At 70.9% G+C, this 23,460-nt stretch carries 20 protein-coding genes; 6 read left to right on the top strand and 14 right to left on the bottom strand.

The window, feature by feature from the left end; genetic code table 11:
* Nucleotides 1–262: 262 nt before the first annotated feature.
* Nucleotides 263–2,389: a glycogen debranching protein GlgX gene (gene glgX, locus ACZ6MA_RS11150; protein ID WP_469432868.1), complete on the bottom strand. Its 2,127-nt coding sequence runs from the start codon at nucleotides 2,387–2,389 to the stop codon at nucleotides 263–265.
* Nucleotides 2,390–2,821: 432 nt separating this feature from the next.
* Here glgX and ACZ6MA_RS11145 point away from each other — a divergent pair, with 432 nt between their 5' ends.
* Both ACZ6MA_RS11145 and ACZ6MA_RS11140 read left to right on the top strand, forming a co-directional pair.
* Nucleotides 2,822–4,060, top strand: a complete 1,239-nt coding sequence (locus ACZ6MA_RS11145) for an SAV2148 family HEPN domain-containing protein (protein ID WP_469432866.1) — start codon at nucleotides 2,822–2,824, stop codon at nucleotides 4,058–4,060.
* A gap of 226 nt (nucleotides 4,061–4,286) precedes the next feature.
* Nucleotides 4,287–4,997 (top strand): exonuclease domain-containing protein, encoded by a 711-nt coding sequence (locus tag ACZ6MA_RS11140; RefSeq protein ID WP_469432865.1) that lies wholly within the window; start codon nucleotides 4,287–4,289, stop codon nucleotides 4,995–4,997.
* Between the two features lie 770 nt (nucleotides 4,998–5,767).
* Here ACZ6MA_RS11140 and ACZ6MA_RS11135 read toward each other — a convergent pair.
* Nucleotides 5,768–6,649, bottom strand: coding sequence for a phosphotransferase enzyme family protein (locus ACZ6MA_RS11135; RefSeq protein ID WP_469432864.1), 882 nt, complete (start codon nucleotides 6,647–6,649; stop codon nucleotides 5,768–5,770).
* A 198-nt stretch (nucleotides 6,650–6,847) separates the two neighbouring features.
* On the opposite strand from ACZ6MA_RS11135, the gene mgt reads away from it, so the two are divergent.
* The 3 genes from mgt (at nucleotide 6,848) to ACZ6MA_RS11120 (ending at nucleotide 10,331) form a co-directional block, all read left to right on the top strand.
* Entirely contained in the window at nucleotides 6,848–8,044 is a 1,197-nt protein-coding gene (mgt, locus tag ACZ6MA_RS11130; RefSeq protein ID WP_469432862.1) for a macrolide-inactivating glycosyltransferase, read from the top strand.
* 297 nt (nucleotides 8,045–8,341) lie between these two features.
* Nucleotides 8,342–9,577: a S8 family peptidase gene (locus ACZ6MA_RS11125; protein WP_469432860.1), complete on the top strand. Its 1,236-nt coding sequence runs from the start codon at nucleotides 8,342–8,344 to the stop codon at nucleotides 9,575–9,577.
* 106 nt (nucleotides 9,578–9,683) lie between these two features.
* Nucleotides 9,684–10,331, top strand: a complete 648-nt coding sequence (locus ACZ6MA_RS11120; protein ID WP_469432858.1) for a mycothiol-dependent nitroreductase Rv2466c family protein — start codon at nucleotides 9,684–9,686, stop codon at nucleotides 10,329–10,331.
* A gap of 21 nt (nucleotides 10,332–10,352) precedes the next feature.
* Here ACZ6MA_RS11120 and ACZ6MA_RS11115 read toward each other — a convergent pair whose 3' ends face one another.
* The 4 genes from ACZ6MA_RS11115 to ACZ6MA_RS11100 all read right to left on the bottom strand — a co-directional run bounded on the left by ACZ6MA_RS11115 (nucleotide 10,353) and on the right by ACZ6MA_RS11100 (nucleotide 16,122).
* Nucleotides 10,353–11,165 (bottom strand): bestrophin-like domain, encoded by an 813-nt coding sequence (locus tag ACZ6MA_RS11115; protein ID WP_469432857.1) that lies wholly within the window; start codon nucleotides 11,163–11,165, stop codon nucleotides 10,353–10,355.
* A gap of 337 nt (nucleotides 11,166–11,502) precedes the next feature.
* Nucleotides 11,503–12,540: a CU044_5270 family protein gene (locus ACZ6MA_RS11110; RefSeq protein ID WP_469432856.1), complete on the bottom strand. Its 1,038-nt coding sequence runs from the start codon at nucleotides 12,538–12,540 to the stop codon at nucleotides 11,503–11,505.
* 25 nt (nucleotides 12,541–12,565) lie between these two features.
* Nucleotides 12,566–13,159, bottom strand: a complete 594-nt coding sequence (locus tag ACZ6MA_RS11105; protein ID WP_469432855.1) for an RNA polymerase sigma factor — start codon at nucleotides 13,157–13,159, stop codon at nucleotides 12,566–12,568.
* A gap of 92 nt (nucleotides 13,160–13,251) precedes the next feature.
* On the bottom strand, nucleotides 13,252–16,122 hold the full coding sequence (locus tag ACZ6MA_RS11100) for an NACHT domain-containing protein (protein WP_469432853.1): 2,871 nt from the start codon (nucleotides 16,120–16,122) through the stop codon (nucleotides 13,252–13,254).
* Nucleotides 16,123–16,249: 127 nt separating this feature from the next.
* Here ACZ6MA_RS11100 and ACZ6MA_RS11095 point away from each other — a divergent pair, with 127 nt between their 5' ends.
* Nucleotides 16,250–16,462 (top strand): hypothetical protein, encoded by a 213-nt coding sequence (locus ACZ6MA_RS11095; protein ID WP_469432852.1) that lies wholly within the window; start codon nucleotides 16,250–16,252, stop codon nucleotides 16,460–16,462.
* Nucleotides 16,463–16,657: 195 nt separating this feature from the next.
* Here ACZ6MA_RS11095 and ACZ6MA_RS11090 read toward each other — a convergent pair whose 3' ends face one another.
* The 8 genes from ACZ6MA_RS11090 to ACZ6MA_RS11055 all read right to left on the bottom strand — a co-directional run bounded on the left by ACZ6MA_RS11090 (nucleotide 16,658) and on the right by ACZ6MA_RS11055 (nucleotide 23,459).
* A complete protein-coding gene (locus ACZ6MA_RS11090) occupies nucleotides 16,658–17,731 on the bottom strand; it encodes a M14 family metallopeptidase (RefSeq protein ID WP_469432850.1) in 1,074 nt (357 codons plus the stop codon).
* A 10-nt stretch (nucleotides 17,732–17,741) separates the two neighbouring features.
* Nucleotides 17,742–18,056, bottom strand: coding sequence for a hypothetical protein (locus tag ACZ6MA_RS11085; RefSeq protein ID WP_469432848.1), 315 nt, complete (start codon nucleotides 18,054–18,056; stop codon nucleotides 17,742–17,744).
* 235 nt (nucleotides 18,057–18,291) lie between these two features.
* A complete protein-coding gene (locus ACZ6MA_RS11080; protein WP_469432847.1) occupies nucleotides 18,292–19,056 on the bottom strand; it encodes a sirohydrochlorin chelatase in 765 nt (254 codons plus the stop codon).
* The gene (locus ACZ6MA_RS11075) at nucleotides 19,053–19,952 is read right to left on the bottom strand and encodes an ABC transporter permease (RefSeq protein ID WP_469432846.1); all 900 of its coding nucleotides are present in this window, start codon (nucleotides 19,950–19,952) and stop codon (nucleotides 19,053–19,055) included. The genes ACZ6MA_RS11080 and ACZ6MA_RS11075 overlap by 4 nt, the downstream gene beginning before the upstream one ends.
* The gene (locus ACZ6MA_RS11070; protein WP_469432845.1) at nucleotides 19,939–20,745 is read right to left on the bottom strand and encodes an ABC transporter ATP-binding protein; all 807 of its coding nucleotides are present in this window, start codon (nucleotides 20,743–20,745) and stop codon (nucleotides 19,939–19,941) included. The genes ACZ6MA_RS11075 and ACZ6MA_RS11070 overlap by 14 nt, the downstream gene beginning before the upstream one ends.
* A gap of 63 nt (nucleotides 20,746–20,808) precedes the next feature.
* The gene (locus ACZ6MA_RS11065) at nucleotides 20,809–21,909 is read right to left on the bottom strand and encodes an aliphatic sulfonate ABC transporter substrate-binding protein (RefSeq protein WP_469432844.1); all 1,101 of its coding nucleotides are present in this window, start codon (nucleotides 21,907–21,909) and stop codon (nucleotides 20,809–20,811) included.
* 99 nt (nucleotides 21,910–22,008) lie between these two features.
* Nucleotides 22,009–22,134 (bottom strand): hypothetical protein, encoded by a 126-nt coding sequence (locus ACZ6MA_RS11060; protein ID WP_184738886.1) that lies wholly within the window; start codon nucleotides 22,132–22,134, stop codon nucleotides 22,009–22,011.
* Nucleotides 22,122–23,459, bottom strand: a complete 1,338-nt coding sequence (locus tag ACZ6MA_RS11055; protein WP_469432843.1) for a sulfate adenylyltransferase subunit 1 — start codon at nucleotides 23,457–23,459, stop codon at nucleotides 22,122–22,124. The genes ACZ6MA_RS11060 and ACZ6MA_RS11055 overlap by 13 nt, the downstream gene beginning before the upstream one ends.
* Nucleotide 23,460: the final 1 nt, after the last annotated feature.

Below are 23,460 nucleotides of genomic sequence, written 5' to 3'. Positions count from 1 at the left end.
ATGCCGCAGGGGACTGGGCCGTGTCCGGAAAGTAGCGCCGTACGCCCGGAGGGCGTGGCCCGGGGCGTCTGGTGCGTGCGATCGCAAGGCGGAGGGTCGCCCTCGTACTGGACGTACTCGGGCGATCCCGACAACGCGGCGAGCTCCCCCAGCTACCGCTGGGAGGTGCCCCCAGTGCCAGGCGTCCCGGGCCAGGCGGGACTTTCCGGACACGGCCCAGGCCGGGTGCGGGGACGGGCCGGGCCGTCGGACGCAGCCGGGGCTACGCCGGACGCTGTAGGACGATCAGGCTGCGGTCCGTGAGCGTCAGGTGGTCACCGGCCTGGACCTTGGGTCCGTCGGTCTCGACGCCCAGGTCGTGGGCGGTGTCGACCACCACCTGCCACTGCCGGCCGTGGTCGACGGGTACGACGAAGTCCAGCGGCTCCTCGTGGGCGTTGAACATCAGCAGGAAGGAGTCGTCGACGATCGGCTCGCCGCGCGGCCCCGGTTCGGAGATCGCGCCGCCGTTGAGGAAGACGGTCAGCGACTTCGCGTGGGCGGCCTGCCAGTCACCGTCCCGCATCTCCTCGCCCTCGTGGGTGAACCAGGCGATGTCCGACAGGTCGTCGTGCGTGCCCTGCACCGGCCGGCCGTGGAAGAAGCGGCGGCGCCGGAAGACCGGGTGGTCGCGGCGGAGCCAGACCATCGCGCGCGTGAAGGCCAGCATCCGCCGGGCCCGGGCGGACGCCTCGTCCGACGGGTGCGGCCAGCGCACCCACGACAGCTCGGAGTCCTGGCAGTAGGCGTTGTTGTTGCCTCCCTGGGTGCGCGCGAACTCGTCACCGTGGCTCAGCATCGGCACCCCCTGCGAGAGCATCAGGGTGGCGATGAAGTTGCGCATCTGCCGCTCGCGCAGCGCCAGCACCGCCGGGTCCTCGCTCTCGCCCTCGGCCCCGCAGTTCCACGACCGGTTGTGGCTCTCGCCGTCCCGGTTGTCCTCGCCGTTGGCCTCGTTGTGCTTGTCGTTGTAGGCGACCAGGTCGTGCAGGGTGAAGCCGTCGTGGCAGGTCACGAAGTTGACGGAGGCCAGCGGTCGCCTGCCGTCCCCCTGGTAGAGGTCGGAGGAACCGGTCAGCCGGGAGCCGAACTCCGCCAGCGTGGCGGGCTCACCGCGCCACAGGTCCCGGGAGGTATCGCGGAACTTGCCATTCCACTCGGCCCACAGGGGCGGGAAATTGCCGACCTGGTAACCGCCCTCCCCGACGTCCCACGGCTCCGCGATCAGCTTCACCTGGCTCACCACCGGATCCTGCTGCACCAGGTCGAAGAACGACGACAGCCGGTCCACCTCGTGGAACTGCCGGGCGAGCGTCGCCGCCAGATCGAACCGGAAACCGTCCACCCGCATCTCGGTCACCCAGTAGCGCAGCGAGTCCATGATGAGCTGCAGCACGTGCGGGCTGCGCATCAGCAGGGAATTGCCGGTCCCGGTGGTGTCCATGTAGTAGCGCGGATCGTCCGTCAGCCGGTAGTACGAGGCGTTGTCCAGGCCGCGGAAGGAGAGGGTGGGGCCGAGGTGATTGCCCTCGGCGGTGTGGTTGTAGACCACGTCGAGGATGACCTCGATGCCCGCGGCGTGCAGGGCCCGCACCGCCGACTTGAACTCCAGCACCTGCTGGCCCCGGTCCCCCCACGAGGCGTAGGTGTTGTGCGGGGCGAAGAAACCGATGGTGTTGTAGCCCCAGTAGTTGGCCAGCCCCGCGTCCACCAGCCGGTGGTCGTTGACGAACTGATGGACCGGCATCAGCTCGATCGCCGTCACCCCCAGCTCCGTCAGATGCTCGATGACCGCCGGGTGCGCCAGCGCCGCGTACGACCCGCGCACCTCCTCCGGCAGCGCCGGGTGGCGCATCGTCAGGCCCTTCACATGAGCCTCATAGATGACCGTACGGTGATAGTCGGTGCGCGGCGGACGGTCGTCACCCCAGTCGAAATACGGGTTGACCACCACCGACGTCATCATGTGCGGCGCCGAGTCCATGTCGTTGCGCTTCTCCGGCCGCCCGAAGCGGTAGCCGTACACCGCCTCCCCCCAGTCGACGGCCCCGCTCACCGCACGGGCGTACGGATCCAGCAGCAGCTTGGCCGAATTGCAGCGGTGCCCGCGCTCGGGCTCGTACGGCCCGTGCGCGCGGAAGCCGTACCGCTGCCCCGGCATGATGCCCGGCAGATAGGCGTGCCGGACGAACGCGTCGCTCTCGCGCAGCTCCACCGCCGTCTCCGAGCCGTCGTCGTGCAACAGGCACAACTCGATCCGCTCGGCGGCCTCGGAGAAGACCGCGAAGTTGGTGCCGGCGCCGTCGTACGTGGCACCGAGGGGGTACGCCTGTCCCGGCCACACCTGCATGAGTCGACTCTTCCACTTCTTCGGGGGTTCTTCGGGTTCTTCCGGGGAGCCCGCGGAACCGCTCCGCGAGCCGTTCACAGCGGTCCGGGACGGTCCGGAGCGGTTCCCCCGGGCGCCACGCGGGGCGCCACGAGGACTCCTGTACGAGGCCGACCCGGAATCCTTTCCCAACCGACGCGGCCGAGCGGCCCTTTCCGCAGATCTTCCCCAAAAGGAGACCGGCACCTCCTTCTTGCGCCCTCTTCGGTTCGTCCAACCGGGTGACGGCCGGGGCCCGCGCTATGAATCCGCTCACTTCGGCCACCACGGCCAAAAACAACCGCCTCACGGAGTGGGACAGTTGACCGGCGACTGACGGCGAGCGGGTGCACCGCCTCCCGCCCGCACAGTAGTCTGCCTTGATCGTTGGACGGGGCGGAAGGCGGTGCACTGGTGAGCTCGGGCGGACTGGAGCTGCCCCCTGGCGACGGCGTTCCCGGGGGAGACGGTTCGACCGACGCGCCACCCGGCGCGGTCTCCCTGGCCCGCCCGATGGAGATCGGGGCGGAACTGGACTGGAACGCCGACGCCTGGAGCGAGGTACGCACCCGCGCACGGCGGGCGGGGCGGGCCTACATCTGGCTGAATCTGGTGGAGCAGCGGCTGCGCGCCGTCGTGGCCGCCGTGCTGCGGCCGGTCTACGAACCGGTGCACGGCGAGGACGAGTGGGTCGTCGCCGCCGCCGGCCCCGCCGGGCAGGAATGGGTGCAGCGCGCCGCGGCGGTCCGGGAGGTGAGCCGCCGCAAGGGCTATCTGCTGGACCCGGCCGACGACAACGTCCTCAGCTTCCTCACCCTCCCGCAACTGCGGGAGCTGCTCGTCCAGCACTGGCCCTGCTTCGAGCCGTACCTCGACGACCGGCGCGACCTGGAACTGGCACTGGACGAGCTGGAGGTGGCGCGCAACGTCGTCTCCCGCAACCGGGCCCTGTCCGAAACGGTGCTCGCCCAGGCCGAACGGGCCTCCGCGCGGCTGCTGAACATCCTCGGCGGCGGCAGCGGCGGCCCGTCCGCCGACCGGCTGCCCATCGACGCGGTGGAACACCTCGTGGGGGACCGCTACGCCGACGTCATCGGCGTCCACCCCGACCGGGTGCGGTTGCAGCGGCAGCTCCCCGTGGAGGACCTCTTCGGCAGCGCCCGCCGCCTCGACGCGGTGGGCATAGGCCTGAACCTGCTCGTCCAGAACTACTCAGGACGGCGCCTCATCCGGCTGGCCGAGGCCGGCTGCCGGGCCCGCCTGCTCTTCCTCAACCCGGCGAGCAGCGCGGTTCGCCGGCGCGAGCGCGAACTGGGCATCAAAAAGGGCGAGATGAGCCGGTCGGTAGAGATGAACATCATGCACATGCGGCGGGTGCGGGACCGGCTGCGCGACACCGCCGCCTTCGAGATCCGGGTCTTCGACGAGACACCGCGCTTCACGGCCTATCTCGTCAACGGCGACGGCTCGGACGGGCTCGCGGTGGTGCAGTCCTATCTGCGCAAGGCGCGTGGAATGGAGGCACCGGTACTGGTGCTGCGCGGAGGCGGCCGGCACGTGGTGCGCGACGGGCGGGAGCAGGAACACGGGCTCTTCGAGACGTACCGCGAGGAGTTCGAGGGCGTGTGGGCGGACTCGCGCCCGGTGTCGTGACCGGTGCCCGTCCGGCGGGTCTTCGGCTGTGGAGCGTCTGCGCCGCTTGCGGCGGCGAGCGCCCCCGCGGGGGCGTTCCCCAACTGCCGGACGGGCTGGAGGGCTGAGTTCAGCCGAAGCTAGCCCGTCCCGGCGGCCCGGTACCGGATCACGCCCGGGGCCGATTGTCAGTGGTGCGTGCGACGCTGGGGACCAGTCGGGGGAAGCACCACGAAGGGGGGCCGCGATGGGGTGGCACCGGGAGCTGTTGATCGGGTTCGATCTGGAGACCACGGGCACCGACCCGGGAGAGTCGCGGATCGTCACGGCGGCCGTCGTCGAGACCAAGGGCGGCGAGCCCACAGGGCGGCGGGAGTGGCTGGCGGATCCGGGGGTTCCCATCCCGGCCGAGGCCGCGGCCATACACGGCATCACGAGCGAGCGCGCGACGGCGCTGGGCCGACCCGCCCGCGAGGTGGTCGACGAGATAGCCGACGCCCTGGTGGGCCACTGGTCGGTGGGGGTGCCCGTCGTCGCGTACAACGCCTGCTTCGACCTCAGCATGCTGGCGGCGGAGTTGCGGCGGCACGGCCTGCCCTCGCTCGGCGAGCGGCTGGGCGACGACGGCGACGGGGGAGTCGGCCCGGTCGTCGACCCGCTCACCATCGACCGGGCCGTCGACCGTTACCGCAAGGGCAAGCGCAATCTCGAGGCGGTCTGCGACGAGTACGGCGTGGTCCTGGACAGTGCGCACGAGGCCGGGGCGGACGCGCTCGCGGCGGTGCGGGTCGCCTGCGCGCTCGCCGAGCGGTACCCCCGGGTGGCGGAGGCGGAGCTGTGGGCACTCCACCGCGAGCAGGCGGGGTGGTACCGCGAGTGGGCGGCGGGCTATCAGAAGTGGCTGCGCCGGCAGGGCGACCCGAAGGCGCTCGTCGATCCGCGCTGGCCCTTGCGATAACGGGCCGGGGGTCCGCCTTTCCGTCCTTTCAGCGAAGTACCCCGGGGAGTGTCCGTGTAGTAGGCATCGGTGGATATGACCTGAAGTCGGCGGCGGGTCATGCTTTCGCCTTCGATTACACGAGTTCGGCGGGCAGACTCTCTCATGCCCTATCGGCCGGATAGCGGCGCGTTCCGCGATCCGTGGCAGCCGGGCCGACCGGTGAGGCCGGGCCTTCTTTCCGTTCCGGGGCGGCACGGTCCTTTTCCGAACGCGGCACGGCCCCTTTTCCCGAACGCGGCCCGAAAAGGGGCATCGGGGGAAATGGGCCGACGTCTCCGGCGGTCCGGGCATTCGCGCGCGATAGCGAGAAGCCGGGCACGACGGATGATCCGGGGGCGCCATGCCGTGCCGTCCCGTCCCCGCACGGGCCCTCCGCATGCCGGGCCCCTAGGCCGTGTCCGGTGGATCTTCGGCTACCGGCCGTCTTTGCTGCCTGCGGCCGCGTCCTCAAGCTCCCCCAGCTACCGCTGGGGGCCCAGCGGCCTTGATACAAGCCCGTCCGGCGATTGAGGACACCGCCGCGCAGCGGTGGCGCGGACGTCACGGACCGCAGCGTCCGCCCACATGATCCGCCGGACACGGCCTAAGCCCGTTCATGCCGGTGGAGCGCCCGGGGCGGAACCCGGGGAACGAGGGGGGCGGGCCACCCGGCCCCGTAGGGGGCCACGGCACCGACGCGGGCACGCCGGAATCCCACGGGGGCCGGGGCCGGCCCGGTGGGGGCAGGGTCAGAAGGGATACCACCGCACCGCCGGGTCACCGTCCCGCAGGGATGCGACCCGACGGCCGAACTCGGCGCGCGCCGCCGGGTTGCCGGGTGCGTGCTGGGCCACCCACGCGCAGCTCGCGGTCTCCCGCGCCCCGCGCAGCACCGCGCAGCCCTCCCATTCCCGTACGTCCCAGCCGTAGGTCCGGACGAAGGTGTCGTACGCGTCCGGGTCCATCCCGTACCGGTCCCGGCTCAGCGCCATTACCACCAGGTCGTGCTCGCGCAGGTCCCCGGCGAACGTCTCCAGGTCCACCAGGACCGGTCCGTCCGGTCCGATGTGGACGTTGCGCGGTGAGGCGTCCCCGTGGATGGGGCCCGGGGGCAGCTGTGGTGTCAGCGCGGCGGCCGCCGCCGCGAAACCGTCCCGGCGCTCCCGGAGATACGCGGCGTCGGCGGGGTCGATCGCGTCCCCGGCCAGCCGCAGCCATCGCTCGACGCCGCCGAGCAGCTCGCGCGGCGGGAGCGTGAAGTCCGGTCGCGGCAGCGCGTGGATCAGCCGCAGGAGGTCGGCGAGGTCGGCGGGGCCGGCCGGGCGCGACGCCGCGGGGAGCCGGTGCCAGAGCGTCACCGGGTGCCCGTCGGCCGACAGCACCTCGGGGGCGGCCGCCCGGACCGCCGGGATGCCGCACTCCGCGAGCCAGGCGGCGACGCGCAGTTCATGACGGGCCCGGTCCACCAGCGAGGCGTCCCGGCCCACCTTGGCGACGAGGTCACCGGCGGCGAAGACCGCGTTCTCCCCGAGCGCGAGGAGCTTCGCGTCGGCCGCCGGAACCGCCGCCGGGAGGAGTTCGCGCGCGCGTTGTTCCGTGAAGGGCACGTTCGCCGCATGCGTCGAGGCCATGGGATCCACCACTCGTACCTTCCGTACCTGCCGTGCCGGCGCCGCCCGGCCGATCACGGAGATTGTCCCCTCCGGACGAGCGCCGGGGGGCACCGGGTGGGCAGCCGGGGCAGCCGGGGCCGCCGGGCGGGTCCGAGGAGCAGGAGGGTGACGTTTAATCATTTGCACGAGACGTATCGTCTTGTTTAGTCTCCGGGCATGACCACTCCCCGCCCCGCCCACATCGCCATGTTCAGCATCGCCGCCCACGGGCACGTGAATCCCAGCCTGGACGTCATCCGCGAACTCGTCGCCCGCGGCCACCGCGTCACCTACGCCATCCCCGAGTCCTTCGCGGAGCGTGTCGCCGCCACCGGTGCCGAGCCGAAGATCTACACCTCGACCCTTCCGGCCGACGGTGACCCCGATGCCTGGGGCACCGAGGTGATGGACCACATGGAGCCCTTCCTGGCCGACGCCATTCAGGCATTGCCGCAGCTCATCGAGGCCTACGAGGGTGACGAGCCGGATCTGGTCCTGTACGACATCACCGCCTACCCCGCGCGGATCCTCGGGCACCGCTGGCAGGTGCCGGTCGTCCAGCTCTCGCCGAACCTCGTGGCCTGGGAAGGCTACGAGGACGAGGTCGCGGCAGCGATCATGGACCCGGTCAAGCGGACCCCGCGCGGCATCGCCTTCTACGAGCGTTTCGCCGCCTGGATCGCCGAGAACGGCATGGACATCGACCCGGACAGGTTCATGGGCCGCCCGGACCGCTGTCTCGCCGTCATACCGCGTGCGATGCAGCCCCAGGCCCACCGGGTCGACGAGGCGGTCTACACCTTCACCGGCCCCTGTCAGGGTGACAGGTCCGACCAGGGCGACTGGGAGCGTCCGGCCGACGCCGAGAAGGTCCTGCTGGTCTCGCTCGGCTCCACCTTCACCAAGCAGCCCGGCTTCTACCGCGCGTGCATCGAGGCCTTCGGCGATCTGCCGGGCTGGCATGTGGTGCTCCAGGTCGGCAAGCAGGTCGACATCGCGGAACTGGGCACCATCCCGGCCAACTTCGAGGTCCGCTCGTGGATCCCGCAACTGGCCGTGCTCAAGCAGGCCGACGCCTTCATCACGCACGCCGGCATGGGCGGCTCGCAGGAGGGGCTGGCCTGCGGGGTGCCGATGGTCGCCGTGCCGCAGGCGGTCGACCAGTTCGGCAACGCCGCGCAGATCGAGGAGTTGGGGGTCGGCAAGCACGTGCCGATGGAGCGGGCGGACGCGGCGACGCTGCGCGCGGCGGTCCTCGACCTGGTGAACGACCCCGCCGTGGCGGCCCGTTCGGCGGAGCTGCAAGCCGAGCTGGCGGCCGAAGGGGGCACCCCCTATGCGGCCGATCTCATCGAGGCGGAACTGCGCAAGTGAGCATTCACGCGCTCCGAAGTCCCGCTCCGAAGTCCTGATGGGCGCGCGGTAGTTGAGTTGTGTCCCTCAGGTAAAACCTGACAGTGGTTGTCAATCGGCTGTCCAATTTGGCGCCGTTCAGCGGGGTTTGAAATTACGCAAGAGCGTTGCGTATGTCACACCTTCGCGGGGATCTTGAATTGAGCACGGTAAATCCGACAGGGTTTCGAGTCACCCGGAGCAATGCCTTCCACGCTCCGGGTGACGTTGGATGAACGCTCAATTTCCCCCCACATCCTCACGAGGAGGACCCCTCGTATGGCAACCCATAAGCGCGTCGGCAAGCGACGGCTCGTACTGGCGATATCCGCCATGACCGCCGTCACCGCCGGAGCCACCCTGCTGGCTCTGCCCGCCGGCGCCGCTCCCGCCGCCGAAGGAACCGTCTACGGCGCGAACGCCAAGGGCGCGATCGACGGCAGCTACATCGTCATGCTGAAGGACGGCAAGAGCGCCGCGTCCGTCGGCGCCAAGGCCGTCACGACGGAAGGCGAGGACCTCGCCAAGCGATACGGCGGCAAGCTGAACCGCACCTACGACTCGGCGCTGCGCGGCTTCTCCGCCAGCGGCCTGGACGAGAAGGAGGCGAAGCGGCTCGCCGCCGACCCGTCCGTCGCCAAGGTCGTGCAGAACCACCGCTTCACCGCCAGCGCCACCCAGGAGGCCCCACCCTCCTGGGGTCTGGACCGCATCGACCAGGCCGAGGCCAAGGGTGACGGCAAGTACACCTACCCCGACGGGGCGGGTGAGGGCGTCACCGCGTACGTCATCGACACCGGCGTGCGCATCAGCCACAAGGACTTCGGCGGCCGCGCCTCGTCCGGCTTCGACGCCATCGACAACGACGACAACGCGGACGACGGCAACGGCCACGGCACGCACGTGGCGGGCACCATCGCCGGTACCGCGCACGGCGTCGCCAAGAAGGCCAAGATCGTGGCGGTCCGGGTGCTCGACGCGAACGGCTCCGGCAGCACCGAGCAGGTCGTCGCGGGCATCGACTGGGTCATCAAGAACCACAAGGGCCCGTCCGTCGCCAACATGAGCCTCGGCGGCGGCGCCGACGAGGCCCTCGACGCGGCCGTCAAGCGGGCCGTCGCCGCCGGTGTGACGTTCGCCGTCGCCGCGGGCAACGAGTCCGCCGACGCGGGCCAGGGCTCCCCGTCCCGGGTGCCGGAAGCGATCACCGTCGCCTCCACCACCAAGGACGACCAGCAGTCCGACTTCTCCAACTTCGGCAGCGTGGTCGACCTCTACGCCCCCGGCTCGGACATCACGTCCGCGTGGAACGACAGCGACTCGGGCACCAAGACCATCTCCGGTACGTCCATGGCCACTCCGCATGTCGCGGGCGCGGCGGCGGTCTACCTCGGCGCTCACAAGGACGCGACGCCCGACCAGGTCGCCGGTGCGCTGACCAAGGGCGCCACCGCGGACAAGGTCTCCAACCCGAGCGCGGGCACGCCCAACAAGCTGCTCAAGGTCGTGGAGTAGTCACCACATAGCCGACGAGTAGGGGATCGGTCGATCCCACAGGCCGGCCGTCGTGCCCTCCCCCACGGGGCACGACGGCCGGCCACTCGGCATTAGGCTCCCGGCCATGACTTCCGTTGCAACTCCCGCCCCTTCCCTGCCCGATGACACGACTCCCGAGGTCGACTTCTACTTCGACCCCCTCTGCCCCTTCGCCTGGATCACCTCGCGCTGGATCCTCGAGGTCGAGCGACTGCGTGACATCCGGCTGCGCTTCCGCGTCATGAGCCTGTCCGTCCTGAACGAGGGCCGCGAAGACCTTCCCGAGCGCTACCGCGACATGCTCGACACCGGCTGGGGCCCGGTCCGCGTCTGCGTGGCCGCCGCCCAGCGGCACGGCGAGCCCGTGCTCCGCGACCTCTACACCGCCCTCGGCACCCGCATCCACAACCAGGGCGATGCCATCGACGACGACCTGATCAAAGAGGCGCTCGCCGAGGTGGGCCTGCCCGCCGAGCTGGCCGGGGCCGCCCACACCACCGATCACGACGAGGCACTGCGCAAGAGCCACCACGAGGGCATGGACCCCGTCGGCGAGGACGTCGGCACCCCGACCCTGCACATCGACGGCGTCGCCTTCTTCGGCCCGGTCCTCACCTCTATACCCCGGGGCGAGACGGCGGCCCGTATCTTCGACGGCGCCCGCGCGCTGGCCTCGTACCCCGACTTCTTCGAACTGAAGCGCACCCGCACCGGCGACCTCGACTTCGGCTGACCTCCCTGCCCCGTACCCCCGCTACCGGCGCCCGGACCCCGGTGCGGGGGCACCGTGTTCCCCACAGGGCAGCCGGGTGCCGGGGTAGGCGGCGGTGAAGGCCTTGGACATGTTGTCCTCCAGCACCGTCATGGCGACGGGCTTGATCTGGATCAGCCCGTTGAAGGGACGCTCGACGTCCCGGATGGCGAGCAGGACACAGGCGAGCAGGGCGGTCAGGACCACCAGGCCGGCGGTGACGACGACGTTGTTCCTCGGTGGCAGACACAGCCCCAGGGTGACGACCAGGACGGCGAGCGCCGCCAGCAGCAGCCAGTACACCGCACTGGGTACGGCCGGCGTCGACTCGGCCACCCGGGTCTGCCGCGCCTGGTCACGGGCCTTGTCCGCGGACACCAGCAGACCGAACGGGGCCGACTTGGTGTCCATGGTCTTGAACGTGGTGTGGAAGTCACTGCTCCAGGCGTCGGGGGCGGGCGAGCCGTGGCCGTGCGCCATGGTGCCCCACTCCACCGACCGCACGGCCCGGACGTAACACACGAGGTCGGCCTGCAGCCGCTGCCGCGGGGCGACGGGCGAGAAGTCGGCGGCCTTGTACATGTGGTCGAGCACCTGGGCCTCCTGACGGACCGCCTCCTCGGCCTTGCCGTTCGAGGAGGACGCCATGACCAGCACATAGGCGAGCACGAAGACGGTGAGGGCCTGCAAGGGCACGATGAAGTCACGGACCGTGAGAGTCGGAGTCTCCAGAGCCGCCAGCTCGTCCCGCAGCAGCCACCGGCCGACGATCCCCACCACCAGGGCACACACGGCCACCACGATGGTGATGATCAAGGAATGCGCCCCTTCCCTGGCACCGGCCGCCCGCCGACCGGTGTCTCCGGGGCCCGTACGAAGCCGCCGCCCCGGCACCACGATGATCCATGCCGCACGGGCCGGTGGGAGACGCGGCGTGCCCCTGCCGGGGCCGACCACCCGATGGGCCCACATCAAGCCCACCCGGGCGGCCGAAGGCCCGAGAGGCCGCTTGCTCGTTCGAGGGACAGGCCCCGGCCCTCCGCGGCTCCCCACGCCGTGGGCCCCGGCTGAACTCTCGGCAGGGGCCCGTGCCGCCTGGAGTCATGAACCGTTCGCGGGAGCGCGGCTGACGGAGGCGCTCCCCGCATCACGCTCAGAGCGTCGTGCCGTCGGGGAGTTCCTTCTTCGCGTCGACCACGGCCCGCTTGATGACCACGGTCTCGTGGGTGACGGCGCCCGGTTCGAGGCCCCGATAGGGCTTGACCAGCACATCGCGCTGGCCGAGGTACCCATAGGTGTTCCGGTCGAAGATCCACTCCTGACGGCTGATCCGCCCGGTGTGAGTGATCGCGACAGCGGCCCGGCCGGTCGCGTCGACGGCGTCGTCCACGAGTCTGACGCCCGGGATCCTGGCAGCCGCCTTGAACAGCGCGGCGCTGATGGCCGGTGCCGCGATCTGCTCCTCCAGCAGCTGGCCCACTTCCTCGAACGCCGTCCGGTCGGCCTGCGGGTCGCCCACCTTGCCCCACCGGTAGAGGCGCTTGAGCAGGGCGTCGGGGTCGGTGGGAAGCGCCTTGACGCTGTTGTAGGAGCCCCGGTCGGTGACGTCATCGGGGCGGTCGAGGTCGAGGTCCTCGCCGTTCTTGTCCATGAACTCATGGCCGGGCTCGTAGATGAAATTCCTGAGGCCGTCGGGCGAGTGCCACACCTGGCGCGAGCGCAGCGGAGACACCACGAGCTTCTCCTCGCCGCCCGCCCTGTCGACCCGCCCGCCCCGCACCTTGCTCTCCACGTAGATGTACTGGTCCTGCCGTGGCTCCAGGGCCGGCTGCCGTGCTGCCGCGAGGGAGATGCGGTCGACGGTCGTCGACAGTCCTGTGGTGGTGCCGGGGTTCAGCTTCGCACCGGCCTTCGGGGGGCGAGTGTCCGTGCCCGAGGCACCCGGACCGCCCGGGGCCACGAGCACGGCGCCCGCCACCACGGCCGCGGCGGCCGGGAGCGTGATCCAGGCCGTGCGGTGCGCACGCGAGCGCGGTGCGCGCGGGGCGGTTCGGCGGGCCTCGGCCCACAGGGCCTCCTCGAACAGGTCCTGCCGCGCCTTGGGCAGGGCGGTCTCGACCTGCCGCGGGAGCAGGAGATCGAAGTCACGGAGATCGAGCGGCTCTTGGGGCCGCCGGGAGGTACTCATCATCGGTTCCACTTCTCGTTCGGCCGGTTCAGGTGCAGGGGGAGGAGCCCGGGACGCGCCGGGACGCCGTCTCGTCGGCGTGCTGCCGGAGTTCCTGTTCGGCGAGCTTGCGCAGACGCTCGCGGGCCCGGAAAAGCCGCGACCGTACGGTGCCGACGGCCACGCCCAGGGCCTCGGCCGCTTCCGCGTAGCTCAGGCCGGACCACACGCAGAGGGTGACGACCTCGCGTTCCGGCCGGCGCAGCTTCCCCAGGGCGTTCTTCGCGGCGGTGAGCTGTTCGGCGTCCGCCATCCTGCTCACCACCTCACCCGCGATGTCCGGCACGGCTTCCTTGGCGGGCATGCGGGCCAGGGCCTTCTGATGGCGGCGGGCGGCACGGTTGGTGTTGCGCTGGACGTTGACCGCGATGCCCATCAGCCAGGCCTTCGCGCCGTCCGGCTCCTCGGGAAGCCTCTCGCGAAGGCGCCAGGCCTCCAGGAACGTGAGCGAAACGACGTCCTCGGCGGTGGCCCAGTCGCCGGTGGCACGGATGGCGTAGCGGTGGACGAGCTGGGCGTGCGAGCGGAAAAGACAGCGGAAGGAGTCCGGGTCGCCGTCCCTGATGCGGGTGTGTATTGACATCACGTCTGGATATGTCCGATGGGAGGTACGAGTTCCCATGATGTGGGTCACACGACGGGACGGTCTACGGCGGAGCCCAGGCCGTGCGCGTCTTATGCGCGGGGGCGAGGGCGGGGGGAGCGGGTGACGGCACCCGGAGGGAAGAGGTCGAGGCCGACGACGGTTTCGGCATCGGTGATGTGGACCGTCAGGCCCTCGATGCCGGCGAGCGGGGTGAGATCGACTGTGGGGTCGGAGTGTGACCGGCAGTATATGGACAGTTTTCGGACGTTGGGAAAGGTGTCCATTACGGGGGACAGGTCCGCATGCGAAGACGGGTTGTTGAGTACGAGGCGGGTCACCTGAGGCAGGGGCGGGAAGGTGCCCAGGGCGGATACCTTCTGATCGACGATCTGCATGCCGGTCAATGCGGGGAGCAGGGTGAGCTCATGCCAAGCTTCCTCCGTGTCCCGGGGGACGAAGCTGAGGAACTCCAGACCGCTGAGTGCGGAAATGCCGCTGAGCGCCGTTGACGAGCATGTCTCCCCCCAGAGGTAGAGCTCTCGCAAGTGCGGGAGTTCGGGGAAGGCGGCGATGGAGGGCTGCTCCAGGGGAGTGTCGAGATTGAGATGCTCCAGGATCGGCAGCCGGCCGATGGCAGCCAGGTCTCTACGCCGAGCTCCCCACAGGACAAGCCTGTTGATCGGTAAATCGTCCAGAGGCGTCAGGTCGAACAGGTCATCGTTGCCCATCAGCGTCAGATCGCGGAGCGAAGGCAGCTGCCGGACGAAGCCGATGTCGCTCAACGTCCCATTTCCGGAGATGGACAAACTGCGGAGTCGGCTTCGTTCGATCGCGGCCATCATCTCGGGTGCCGAGAAGTCTCCGTTGAAGGAGATGCCTGTCTTGTTGTGAAGCCCTCTGACCGCCTTGAGCTCTGCAGTGCTTGCGACGTGCACGGTGACGTCGTCCGGGAGGTGGTCAAGGATCTCTCGCGCGTACTCTTCCGTGTCGAATGAGCTCCAACCCGAAGCCATGCTGTTCTGGACACCGCGGAGGGTGCAGCTGCGATACCGTTTGAGCAGAGGCAAGGCGGCATCACCGCCCACGGCGACCGCTGTCTGCACTACGGCCCTGGCCTCGTCGCTTCCCAGGCCTTCCGGGCCCGGAAGCAGATCAAGGATCACCGGCCCAACCGACGCGAGTTCACGAGCCTCTTCGTAAGCCCGAGGCGGCAATAACGCCGCCGCCCGGCTCTCCACCGCCTCCCGTACCTCCGGATTCAGCTCCGTCGCCTGTTCCAGGCATGCCATCGCCAGCAGATGCAGCCGCGTCCGATGCCTGGCCGTACGGTCGCCCCGCGCCACCAGCCGACGCAGGAGTGTGGCCCGTTCGGTGGGCCGGGCGTGGGCGACGGCCATCCGTAGGACGTCCTCCCACTGGTCGTCGTGCGCGTGCCGTACCAGCAGCCCCAGGTCCCGCGCCTCCACCGCCGCCTTCGCGCCGAGGTAATCCTGAAAGGTGCGGTGGACGAAGTCGATGGTGTCGGCTGTCGGCTTGCGCAGGAGACCGCTACGCGATACCAGGTGCGTCAGTACCTGCCGGGCGTCTCCTTGCCCCGATACCGCAGGCATGGCGGGCAGCGCCTCCTCGACGACCGCGAGCGCCGACTCCTCCTCCATTTCCGCCTGGCCGTTGCGGATGAGCCAGTAAGCGAGCCGCTGGAGCAACTGGATGGACTGGTGCCGGGTCAGGCTGATGCCTTCCGGAGCGTCGATGCCACGTTCGTGATCGCGTCGGACCAGCAGCATCGACAGCGCCGCTTCGTACAGCTCCATGCGGCTCCGGGGGAGGTGACCGCGCCGGTCACGGTGGAGCGCGCACATCAGTGCGCACATCAGGGGAGTGGTCGCCAGCTGCGCCAGGTCGCGCTGTCCGCGCACGGCCTCCTTGAAACTCTCCTCCAGTCCGGGGGCGGCTTGAGCCGCACCATGCCAGCGGGTGACGAAGACCAGCACATCGCGTCTGTTCATCGGCCGTACGGTCAGCTCCGTGAAGCCCGAGCCGTCGAGCCAGTGTTCGGGTACAGCCGTAGGGCGCGTGGTGACGAGGACATACGCCTGCGGGTAGGCCGCGAGGAGTTCCCGCAGCCACGCTCTGGTGTGTTCGCGGCGCTGCTGTGGCACTTCGTCGAGGCCGTCGATGAGCAACAGCCCCCGTCCTGCCGTGAGGACCCGGTCCGCCCACCCCGTCGGCTGCGCGGCCGCGAGCATGCTCCCTGTGGCTTCCAGGAAGGAGTGCGGGCCCGGCAGGGCGCTTTGGCGGTCGAGGGTGCGCAGGGGCAGTACGAAGGGGATGAGTCGCCGCAGGTGTTCCATCTGGCGCGGCGGGTTCCGCCGCGCCGCGATGACGGCCAGCCATTGCAGCAGTGTCGTCTTGCCGCTTCCGGCCAGCCCGCGAATCACCGTGCGCTGCCGGCCGGCCAGAGCCTGCTCGGCACGCTCCACCGTCATCGGGGATCCGTGCTCATCCGGCCACTCGGAAGGCATACCCGACCGCTCGTCCCGAGCGGCCAGCTCCAGGCTGAGGTAGGCCGTGTCCAACGGCCAACAGGCTCCCTCCGGCCGGGTGAGATCCAGCCCTACGACCGTCAACCGGCTGTAGCGATCGATGACGTAGTTCCGGTACCGGCGCTCGAAATCCAGCTCCTCGTCGCTCTGTGCCCCGGTGGCGGGCGCGGGCGGGGCATACGCCCGGGATCGCATCTCCAAGAGGGCGAACGGATCCGTTCCCAGCGCCTTCGCCAGCGCGATCACCGTTGCTTCGCTCGGGAGTTTCCGCCCGTTGAGCGCCTGGCTGATCGTCGTGCGTCCCAGCCCGGACCGACGCTCCAACGCGGCGACCGACAGCCTGCGCTCGGCGCGCAGCAGTCGGAGCCTCGCGGCCAACTCGGCCTGTGCGCCCGCCTCTTCGTCGTCGCCCACGCTCTCCCCACCCCGCAGTCGCCCTCGTCCGCGTGACGGCGTTCATTTTCGTACGCCCGAACACCGCTGAACGTGGAATCGGGGAGATTCCTGGCACCGGAACCACCACGGATTCAGGAGGCCCCAGATGGATCACCGATCGACCGCCGTCGTCCTCGTGCTGCTGACGATCGCCGTCACCGTCCTGCTCGCCGCCGCTGTCGGCGCGGCGGCCGGAGTGCTGGCCCTGATGGACGGTGCCAGCCGGCCAGCCGCGCTGACGCGTGCGGGGGCGGCCTTCGGCGGAGCGCTCACCGTCCTTACCGGGGTCCTGGCCCTGTCGCACAAAGTGCTGGGCTAGGGCGTGTCCGCAAAGTCGCGTCGTTCGCCCGCAGGGCGTGGCCCGCGGCGTCTGGTGCGTGCGATCGCAAGGCGGAGGGTCGCCCTCGTACTGGGCGTACTCGGGCGATCCCGACAACGCAGCGAGCGCGCGTGCCAGGCGTCGCGGGCCAGACGGGACTTTGCGGACACGGCCTAGGGCGTGCGAGGCGGGGGCTCAGGCGAGAGCGGTCAGGCAGAACTGCACGAGGCCGGCGTCGACGTCGAGGACGATCTTCTTCATCTCCGGCCACGGCGGTGCGAAGGCCATGCCCCACTCGACCGTGAAAGAGAGGATCTTCTCCTCCTCCTGGCCCGAGACGATGTGCCGCGCGTAGGTGTAGTCGTCGCTCGTTCCGCAGGTGGGGTACAGGTCGAAGGCGGGCTCGGGGGTGTACTCCTTGCCGCGTACGCCCTTCAGGGCCTCGCAGAACCGCTCGGCGAGCACGGCGGAGTCGTCGGCGTCGTCCTCCTCGATGAACTCGGCGTAGAGCAGGTCATCCTTCAGTCCGCGCTTGCCGTCGAAGAGGGGGTTGCGGAAGTTCTTGGCCGGGTCGACGGACTGGTTCTGGTCGTTGCCCCACACGTGGAGCATCTTCTGGGAGTAGCTGTGGACGTCGACGAACCAGCGGGTGCGGACGAAGTGTTCCGTCAGCCAGCGCACGTTGCGGGTCTCCGGCTCCGAGAAGGGCTCGGGGCCCTGGTAGACCTGGTCGGGGTCGGCCGGGTCGTCCGAGACCCGGACCGGGGCGAGGGGGTGGAAGGCGGTCCGGTAGTCGAAGAGGTGGTCGAAGTTGCGGTTGAGGTCGACGCCGATCGCGGCCGGATTGCCGCCGGACTGGGCCGGGTTGCGGTTCCGCCGCCACATGGCTTCGGTGGTCTGGCTGTAGTGCCGGCCGTCCGGGTTGACGAGCGGGAAGACGACGACGTCGAGTTCCTCCAGGATCGTGCGCACCTGGGCGGAGGTGAAGCTCGTACCGCCGTACGCGAGGCCCGTACCGCCGGCGTGCGCGTGCAGCATATCGGCGGCGAGGTTGACCAGGATCTCGCAGCTGCCCCACTCGCGGGCGTGTGCGCCGCCGATCAGGACGGCGGCAGGCTTCGGCTCCAAGCGGTGGGTGCCGATGCGCAGGGCGTGGCAGGTCCGGCCCTCGACGGTCGGCTCGGGCAGCTCGACGAGGTCCGCGGTCGGGAAGGCCGCGGCCAGGCTGGTGACGCCGGATTCGACCTCGGTGATGTTCAGGTACGGCATGGTGCGCCTCCTAGCTGTCGCGCACCTTGAGGGCGAGTCCCTGCGGGACCGCGTCCTCGGGGGCGAACCGGTCTCCTTCGGCCACCTCGGCCTGGCGGGCCCGGCCGGTGGCGGTGGCGTCCTCGACGGTCTCGACCGACACGCCCTCGCGCGCCAGGGCTTCGCCCTGCTGGGGGGACACGTAGGCGTCGAAGGTGAGGCTGCCGTCCTCGTTCCGGCGGACCCGGCCGCCGACGTCGGGACGGGAATCGCGCAGCAGGGCGCGCAGGGTGTCGGCGTCCTTGGCCGTGACGCGGACACGCAGGATGGTGTACTCGCTGGACATGACGGGCCCCTCTCGGGCGCCGTCGCGCTCGGATCGGCCATGCCATGCCGTGCCATACCGAGCCGGCCGGAGGACGGCGCGCTCGCGACGAGTGGACGGGTTGGGTGTACCCGTGGGCGCACAGGGGTGCGTGCCTCGTATTCCCAGCGTGCGCTTCCGCCGCGGAAGGAGTCAAACGGGCGCCCGCGGCATCCGGTTCAGGAGGCGTCGAGGCCCAGAATGACGACCACTTGGCCTAGGCCCGCAGCCTGACCGCCGGGGTAACGGCCGCCGCCCGCGCGGCGGACTCGTACCGGCGCAGCAGCAGCGAGACGACCTCCGGCGCCGGGCCCAGGACGTCCGCCAGGACGTCCGCGCCCGCCTCGCGCGCGCCGGCGGCGATGCGGTCCGGCAGCCGGCCCGGCGCGAGGACGTACGGGGCGACCGCGATGTGGCGGACGCCCTCCGCGCGGAGGGACCGGACGGCGTCCTCCGTGCGCGGCAGGGAAGCGGAGGCGAACGCGGGCCGCACGGCGCACCAACCGGTGTGCCGCCACTCCCGCGCGATGTCAGCGATCACCGCGCTCGCCTCCGGGTCGGTGGAGCCGGCCGAGGCCAGGACGACCCCGGTCCGGCGCCGGTCGCCGGGCCGCAGCCCGGCCTCGTGCAGCCGCCGTTCCAAGGCGGCCGTCAGCAGGGGGGAAGGGCCGAGGACGGCGGCCTGCCGCACCCGTAGCCACGGCAGCCGGACCGCCGCCTCGCGCAGCACGGCCGGGATGTCGGCCTTGGCGTGGAAGGCGCGGGTCAGCAGCAGGGGGAGGGCGACGACGTCCCGTACGCCCTCCGCCGACAGCCGTTCCAGCACCCGGGGCACGCTCGGCGCGCAGAAGTCGAGGAAGCCCACCTCGACGCGGAGCCCCGGGCGCAGGGCGGCCAGGCGGTCCCGCAGTGCCGTCACCGTCGCCGCGTGGCGGGCGTCGCGGCTGCCGTGGGCGACGATCAGGGCCACCACGCGCCTCACCCCTGGCGCGTCGCCAGGCCGCGGGAACGCAGCACGCGGCGCTCCAACGGGCTGAAGACGATCAGGTCGATGGCGATGCCGACGAAGAGGATGAGGAGGATGCCGAGCAGCACCCCGGGCATGTCGGAGTCGGTACGGGAGTTCTCCAGGTACTGGCCGAGGCCCAGGCCCAGGTCGGGGGAGGAGGCGATGAGTTCGGCGGCCATCAGCGAGCGCCAGGAGAAGGCCCAGCCCTGCTTGAGGCCGGCGAGGTAGCCGGGCAGGGCGGCCGGCAGCAGGATGTGCCAGGCGCCGCGCGCACCGGTGGCGCCGATGGTGCGCCCGGCCCGCAGGTACAGCGGTGGTACCTGGTCGATGCCGGAGACCAGGCCGTTGGCGATGGAGGGCACCGCGCCCAGCAGGATCACCGCGTACATCGCCGAGTCCGTGATGCCGAGCCAGATGACGGCGGCCGGCACCCAGGCGACGGACGGCAGCGACTGGAGGCCGGAGAGGATCGGGCCGAGGGCGGCGCGCACGAACCGGACCCGGGCGACCAGCAGTCCGAGCGGGGTGCCGAGGGCCAGGGCGGCGGCGAAGCCCAGCAGGCCGCGCGAGACGCTGGTCCAGACGATGTCGAACAGGGTGCCCTGGACCCACAGCTCGGTGAGGCTGTGCCAGACGGCGGAGGGGTCGGGCAGCTTGTAGTCGTCGGTGATCTCCGCCAGGACCAGGAGCTTCCAGACGACGAGCACCAGGGCGACGGCGCTCACCGGCGGCAGGACCTTGTGGAGCAGCACCTGGGTGAAGGGCGTCCGCTTGGTCTGGACGGCGTCCAGCGCGTCGAGTCCGGCCTCCAGCCCCGCGAGGTCGTGGCCGTCGGGTTTGACCTTCCCGGTGGTGTCAGTGCTGGCCATGGCGGCGGATCTCCCCACGCAGTTCTTCGGTGATCTCGACGGACAGGTCCGCGACGGCCGCGTCCTCGATCCGCCGCGGCTGCGGAATGCCGACCTCCCACTCCCGGGCGACCCGGCCCGGGCGGGAGGACAGCAGCACCACGCGCTGGGCGAGCCGGACCGCCTCGCGGACGTTGTGCGTCACGAACAGCACCGACAGCGAGGTCTCGGACCAGATCCGGGTCAGCTCGTGGTGCAGCACGTCCCGGGTGATGGCGTCGAGCGCGGCGAACGGCTCGTCCATCAGCAGCAGTTGGCTGTCCTGTGCCAGTGCGCGGGCGAGGGCGACGCGCTGCCGCATGCCGCCCGACAGCTCGTGCACCCGCTTGCGGTAGGAGCCGCCGAGCCGCACCAGGTCCAGCAGCCGTTCGGCCTCCGGGCGCCGCTCGGCCCTCGGTACCCCCCGCAGCCGCAGGGCCAGCTCGATGTTCCGGCCCGCGGTCAGCCAGGGGAAGAGCGCGTGTTCCTGGAACATCAGCGCCGGCCTGCCGCCGGGCACCTCGATCGTGCCGGCCGTCGGCCGGTCCAGCCCGGCGACCAGGTTGAGCAGCGTGGACTTGCCGCAGCCCGAGGCGCCCAGCAGACAGACGAATTCGCCGGGCCGGACGTCGAGGGTGATGTCGTCCAGCACGGGCTGGGCCGCCCCGGGGCGGCCGAAGCTCTTGTGGACGTGGTGGAGCCGGACGGCTGCCGGGGCGTCCTGGGGGACGACGACGGCCGTGCCGGTGTTCTCGGTGGACAGTGCCGGGGCCATCCGGTCACCTCCTGAGGTCTGGGCGCCGACGGATCGGCGGTCGCTGCTTGAGGGGAACGCGGGCTATCGCTTGCCGAGGTTCGCGGCGTCGACCGCCGGTTTGCCCTGGGCCTTCAGGACCTTGTTCAGCGGGGTCAGGTCGTAGATGCCGGACAGGTCCGGCTGCTCCAGCAGACCGGCCTTGACGGCGTGGTCCGCCTCGGCCTGGAGGGTCGATGCCAGCGGGTCGTCGGTGACCGCGATGCTGCGCCACGCCGGGTCGAGCACCTTGGCGGGCAGTTCCTTGCCGGTGAGGCCCTTGAGGGCCGCGTTGGCGGAGGCCTTCGCCTTGTCGGGGTTCGCCGTGATCCACGCGTTGGTCTTCACCGAGCCGCGCAGCACGGCCTCGACGACATCCGGGTGGGTGTCGAGGAACTTCTGCGACACGATCACATTGGTGATCACGAACTTCTTGTCCGGCCACAGCGTGCTCTCGTCCAGCAGGACCTTTCCCCCCTCGGCGACCAGCTTCGAGGCGGTCGGCTCCGGCACCCAGGCTCCGTCGACGGAACCGGACTTGTAGGCGTCGGCGGTCACCTTGTTGTCCGTGCGGACGACGGACACGTCACCCTTGCCGCTCTGCGGGTCGACCTTCCAGCCCTTCTCGGCGATCCAGTTGAGGAACGCCACGTCCTGGGTGTTGCCCTTCTGCGGCGTCGCGATCTTCTTGCCCTTGACGTCGTCGAGCGAGGAGATCCGGTCCGGGTTCACCACGAGCTTCACACCGCCGGAGGCGGAACCGGAGATGATGCGCAGGTTCTTGCCCTTGGACTTCACATAGCCGTTGATGGCGGGTGACGGGCCGATCCAGCCGATGTCGACGGAGCCCGCGTTGAGGGCCTCGATCTCGGTCGGTCCCGCGTTGAAGGTCGTGGAGCGGAGCTTGGTGCCGCCCAGTTCCTTCTGGAGGATCCCCTCGTGTTCACCGACCAGCGGGGTGGCGTGGGTGATGTTGGGGAAGTAGCCGATCCGCACCGTGTCGGCCGAGAGCTTCGCGCCCTCGGCCGCGTGGCTCCGGTCGTCCTTCTTCTGCGAGCCGTAGCCGCAGGCGCCCAGGGCACCGATCAGCAGCGGCAGGGCGACGGCGGCCGCGAGGACGCGGGCGGCGGGGCGGGCGGCAGACACGAGGGGGGTTCCTCTCGGTGGGCCGGGCGTACGGCTAGGGCACGCCCGGCGTCGACGGGGGTCTTCGCGGGTGGGGGAGGGAGGACGGCGGTACGGGCGTCAGCGCACACATCGCCCGACCCCGCCCTGCCCGCTGCCGAGGGCGCCGCTGCCGATCCGGCCGCCCTCCTTGTCGAAGGTCGAGAAGAAGTCCCTGCCCGTCGAGGTCATGATCAGAAGTCCCATCCCGCGTCGTCGGCCACGGCCGGGGCGCCGGCGTCCGCCGCCTTCGCCGCGAACGCCGCACCCGCCATGCCCGCCGTCAGCGTCGTGCCGTCGGCGGGGTCGATCAGCAGGAAGGAGCCCGTGCGGCGGGAATCGGCGTAGGCGTCGAGTGCCAGCGGCTCCGCGGTGCGCAGCACGACGCGGCCGATGTCGTTGGCGGCCAGCTCCCCCGGTGCGGGGTGCTGGGAGAGGTCGCCCAGCGCCAGCCGCGACGGGATGTCCTTGACGATCGCCTTGACCGTGCGGGTGGTGTGCTTGAGCAGCACCCGGTCCCCGGCGCGCAGCGGCCGGTCGGCCACGTGGCAGACGGTCGCCTCCACGTCCCGCGTGGGAGCGGGCACACCGGCGGTAGGGGCGATGAGGTCACCGCGGGAGACATCCAGGTCGTCGGCCAGGCGCAGGGTCACGGACTGCGGGGCCCACGCCACGTCGACCTGCGAGCCCAGCGCGTCGATGGCGGCGATGGTGCTGCGCCGCCCCGACGGCAGCACGGTGACGTCCTCCCCGACGCGCAGCACCCCGGAGGCGAGCTGCCCGGCGTAGCCGCGGTAGTCGCGGTGTTCGGGGGTCTGCGGGCGGATGACGTACTGGACGGGGAAGCGGGCCGGGTCGCCGGTGGGGTCGGCGACGACGGGCACGCTCTCCAGGTGCTCCAGCACGGTCGGCCCGCCGTACCAGTCCATGTGCGCCGACGGCGTCACCACGTTGTCACCGGCCAGCGCGGAGATCGGTACGGCGGTGACGTCCGGCACGCCGAGCGAGGCGGCGTAGGCGGTGAACTCCTCGGCGATGTCCGCGAAGACGGGCTCCGCGTAGTCGACGAGGTCCATCTTGTTGACCGCCAGCACCACATGCGGGACGCGCAGCAGGGCGGCGACCGCGGCGTGCCGGCGGGTCTGCTCGACGACGCCGTTGCGGGCGTCGACGAGCACCACCGCGAGTTCGGCGGTGGAGGCGCCGGTGACCATGTTGCGGGTGTACTGCACGTGCCCGGGGGTGTCGGCGAGGACGAACCGGCGGCGCGGGGTGGCGAAGTAGCGGTACGCCACGTCGATGGTGATGCCCTGCTCGCGCTCCGCGCGCAGCCCGTCGGTCAGCAGCGCCAGGTCCGGTGCCTGCTGTCCGCGGCCCAGGGAGGCCCGCTCGACGGCCTCCAACTGGTCGGCCAGCACCGACTTGGAGTCGTGCAGCAGCCGCCCCACCAGGGTGGACTTGCCGTCGTCCACCGAGCCGGCGGTGGCGAAACGCAGCAGCGAGGTCGCCGCCGGGTCGATCGATGTGCTCATG

It is taken from the genome of Streptomyces sp. NPDC042259, from assembly GCF_055582085.1.
This window is presented reverse-complemented; position numbering and strand designations above follow the sequence as displayed.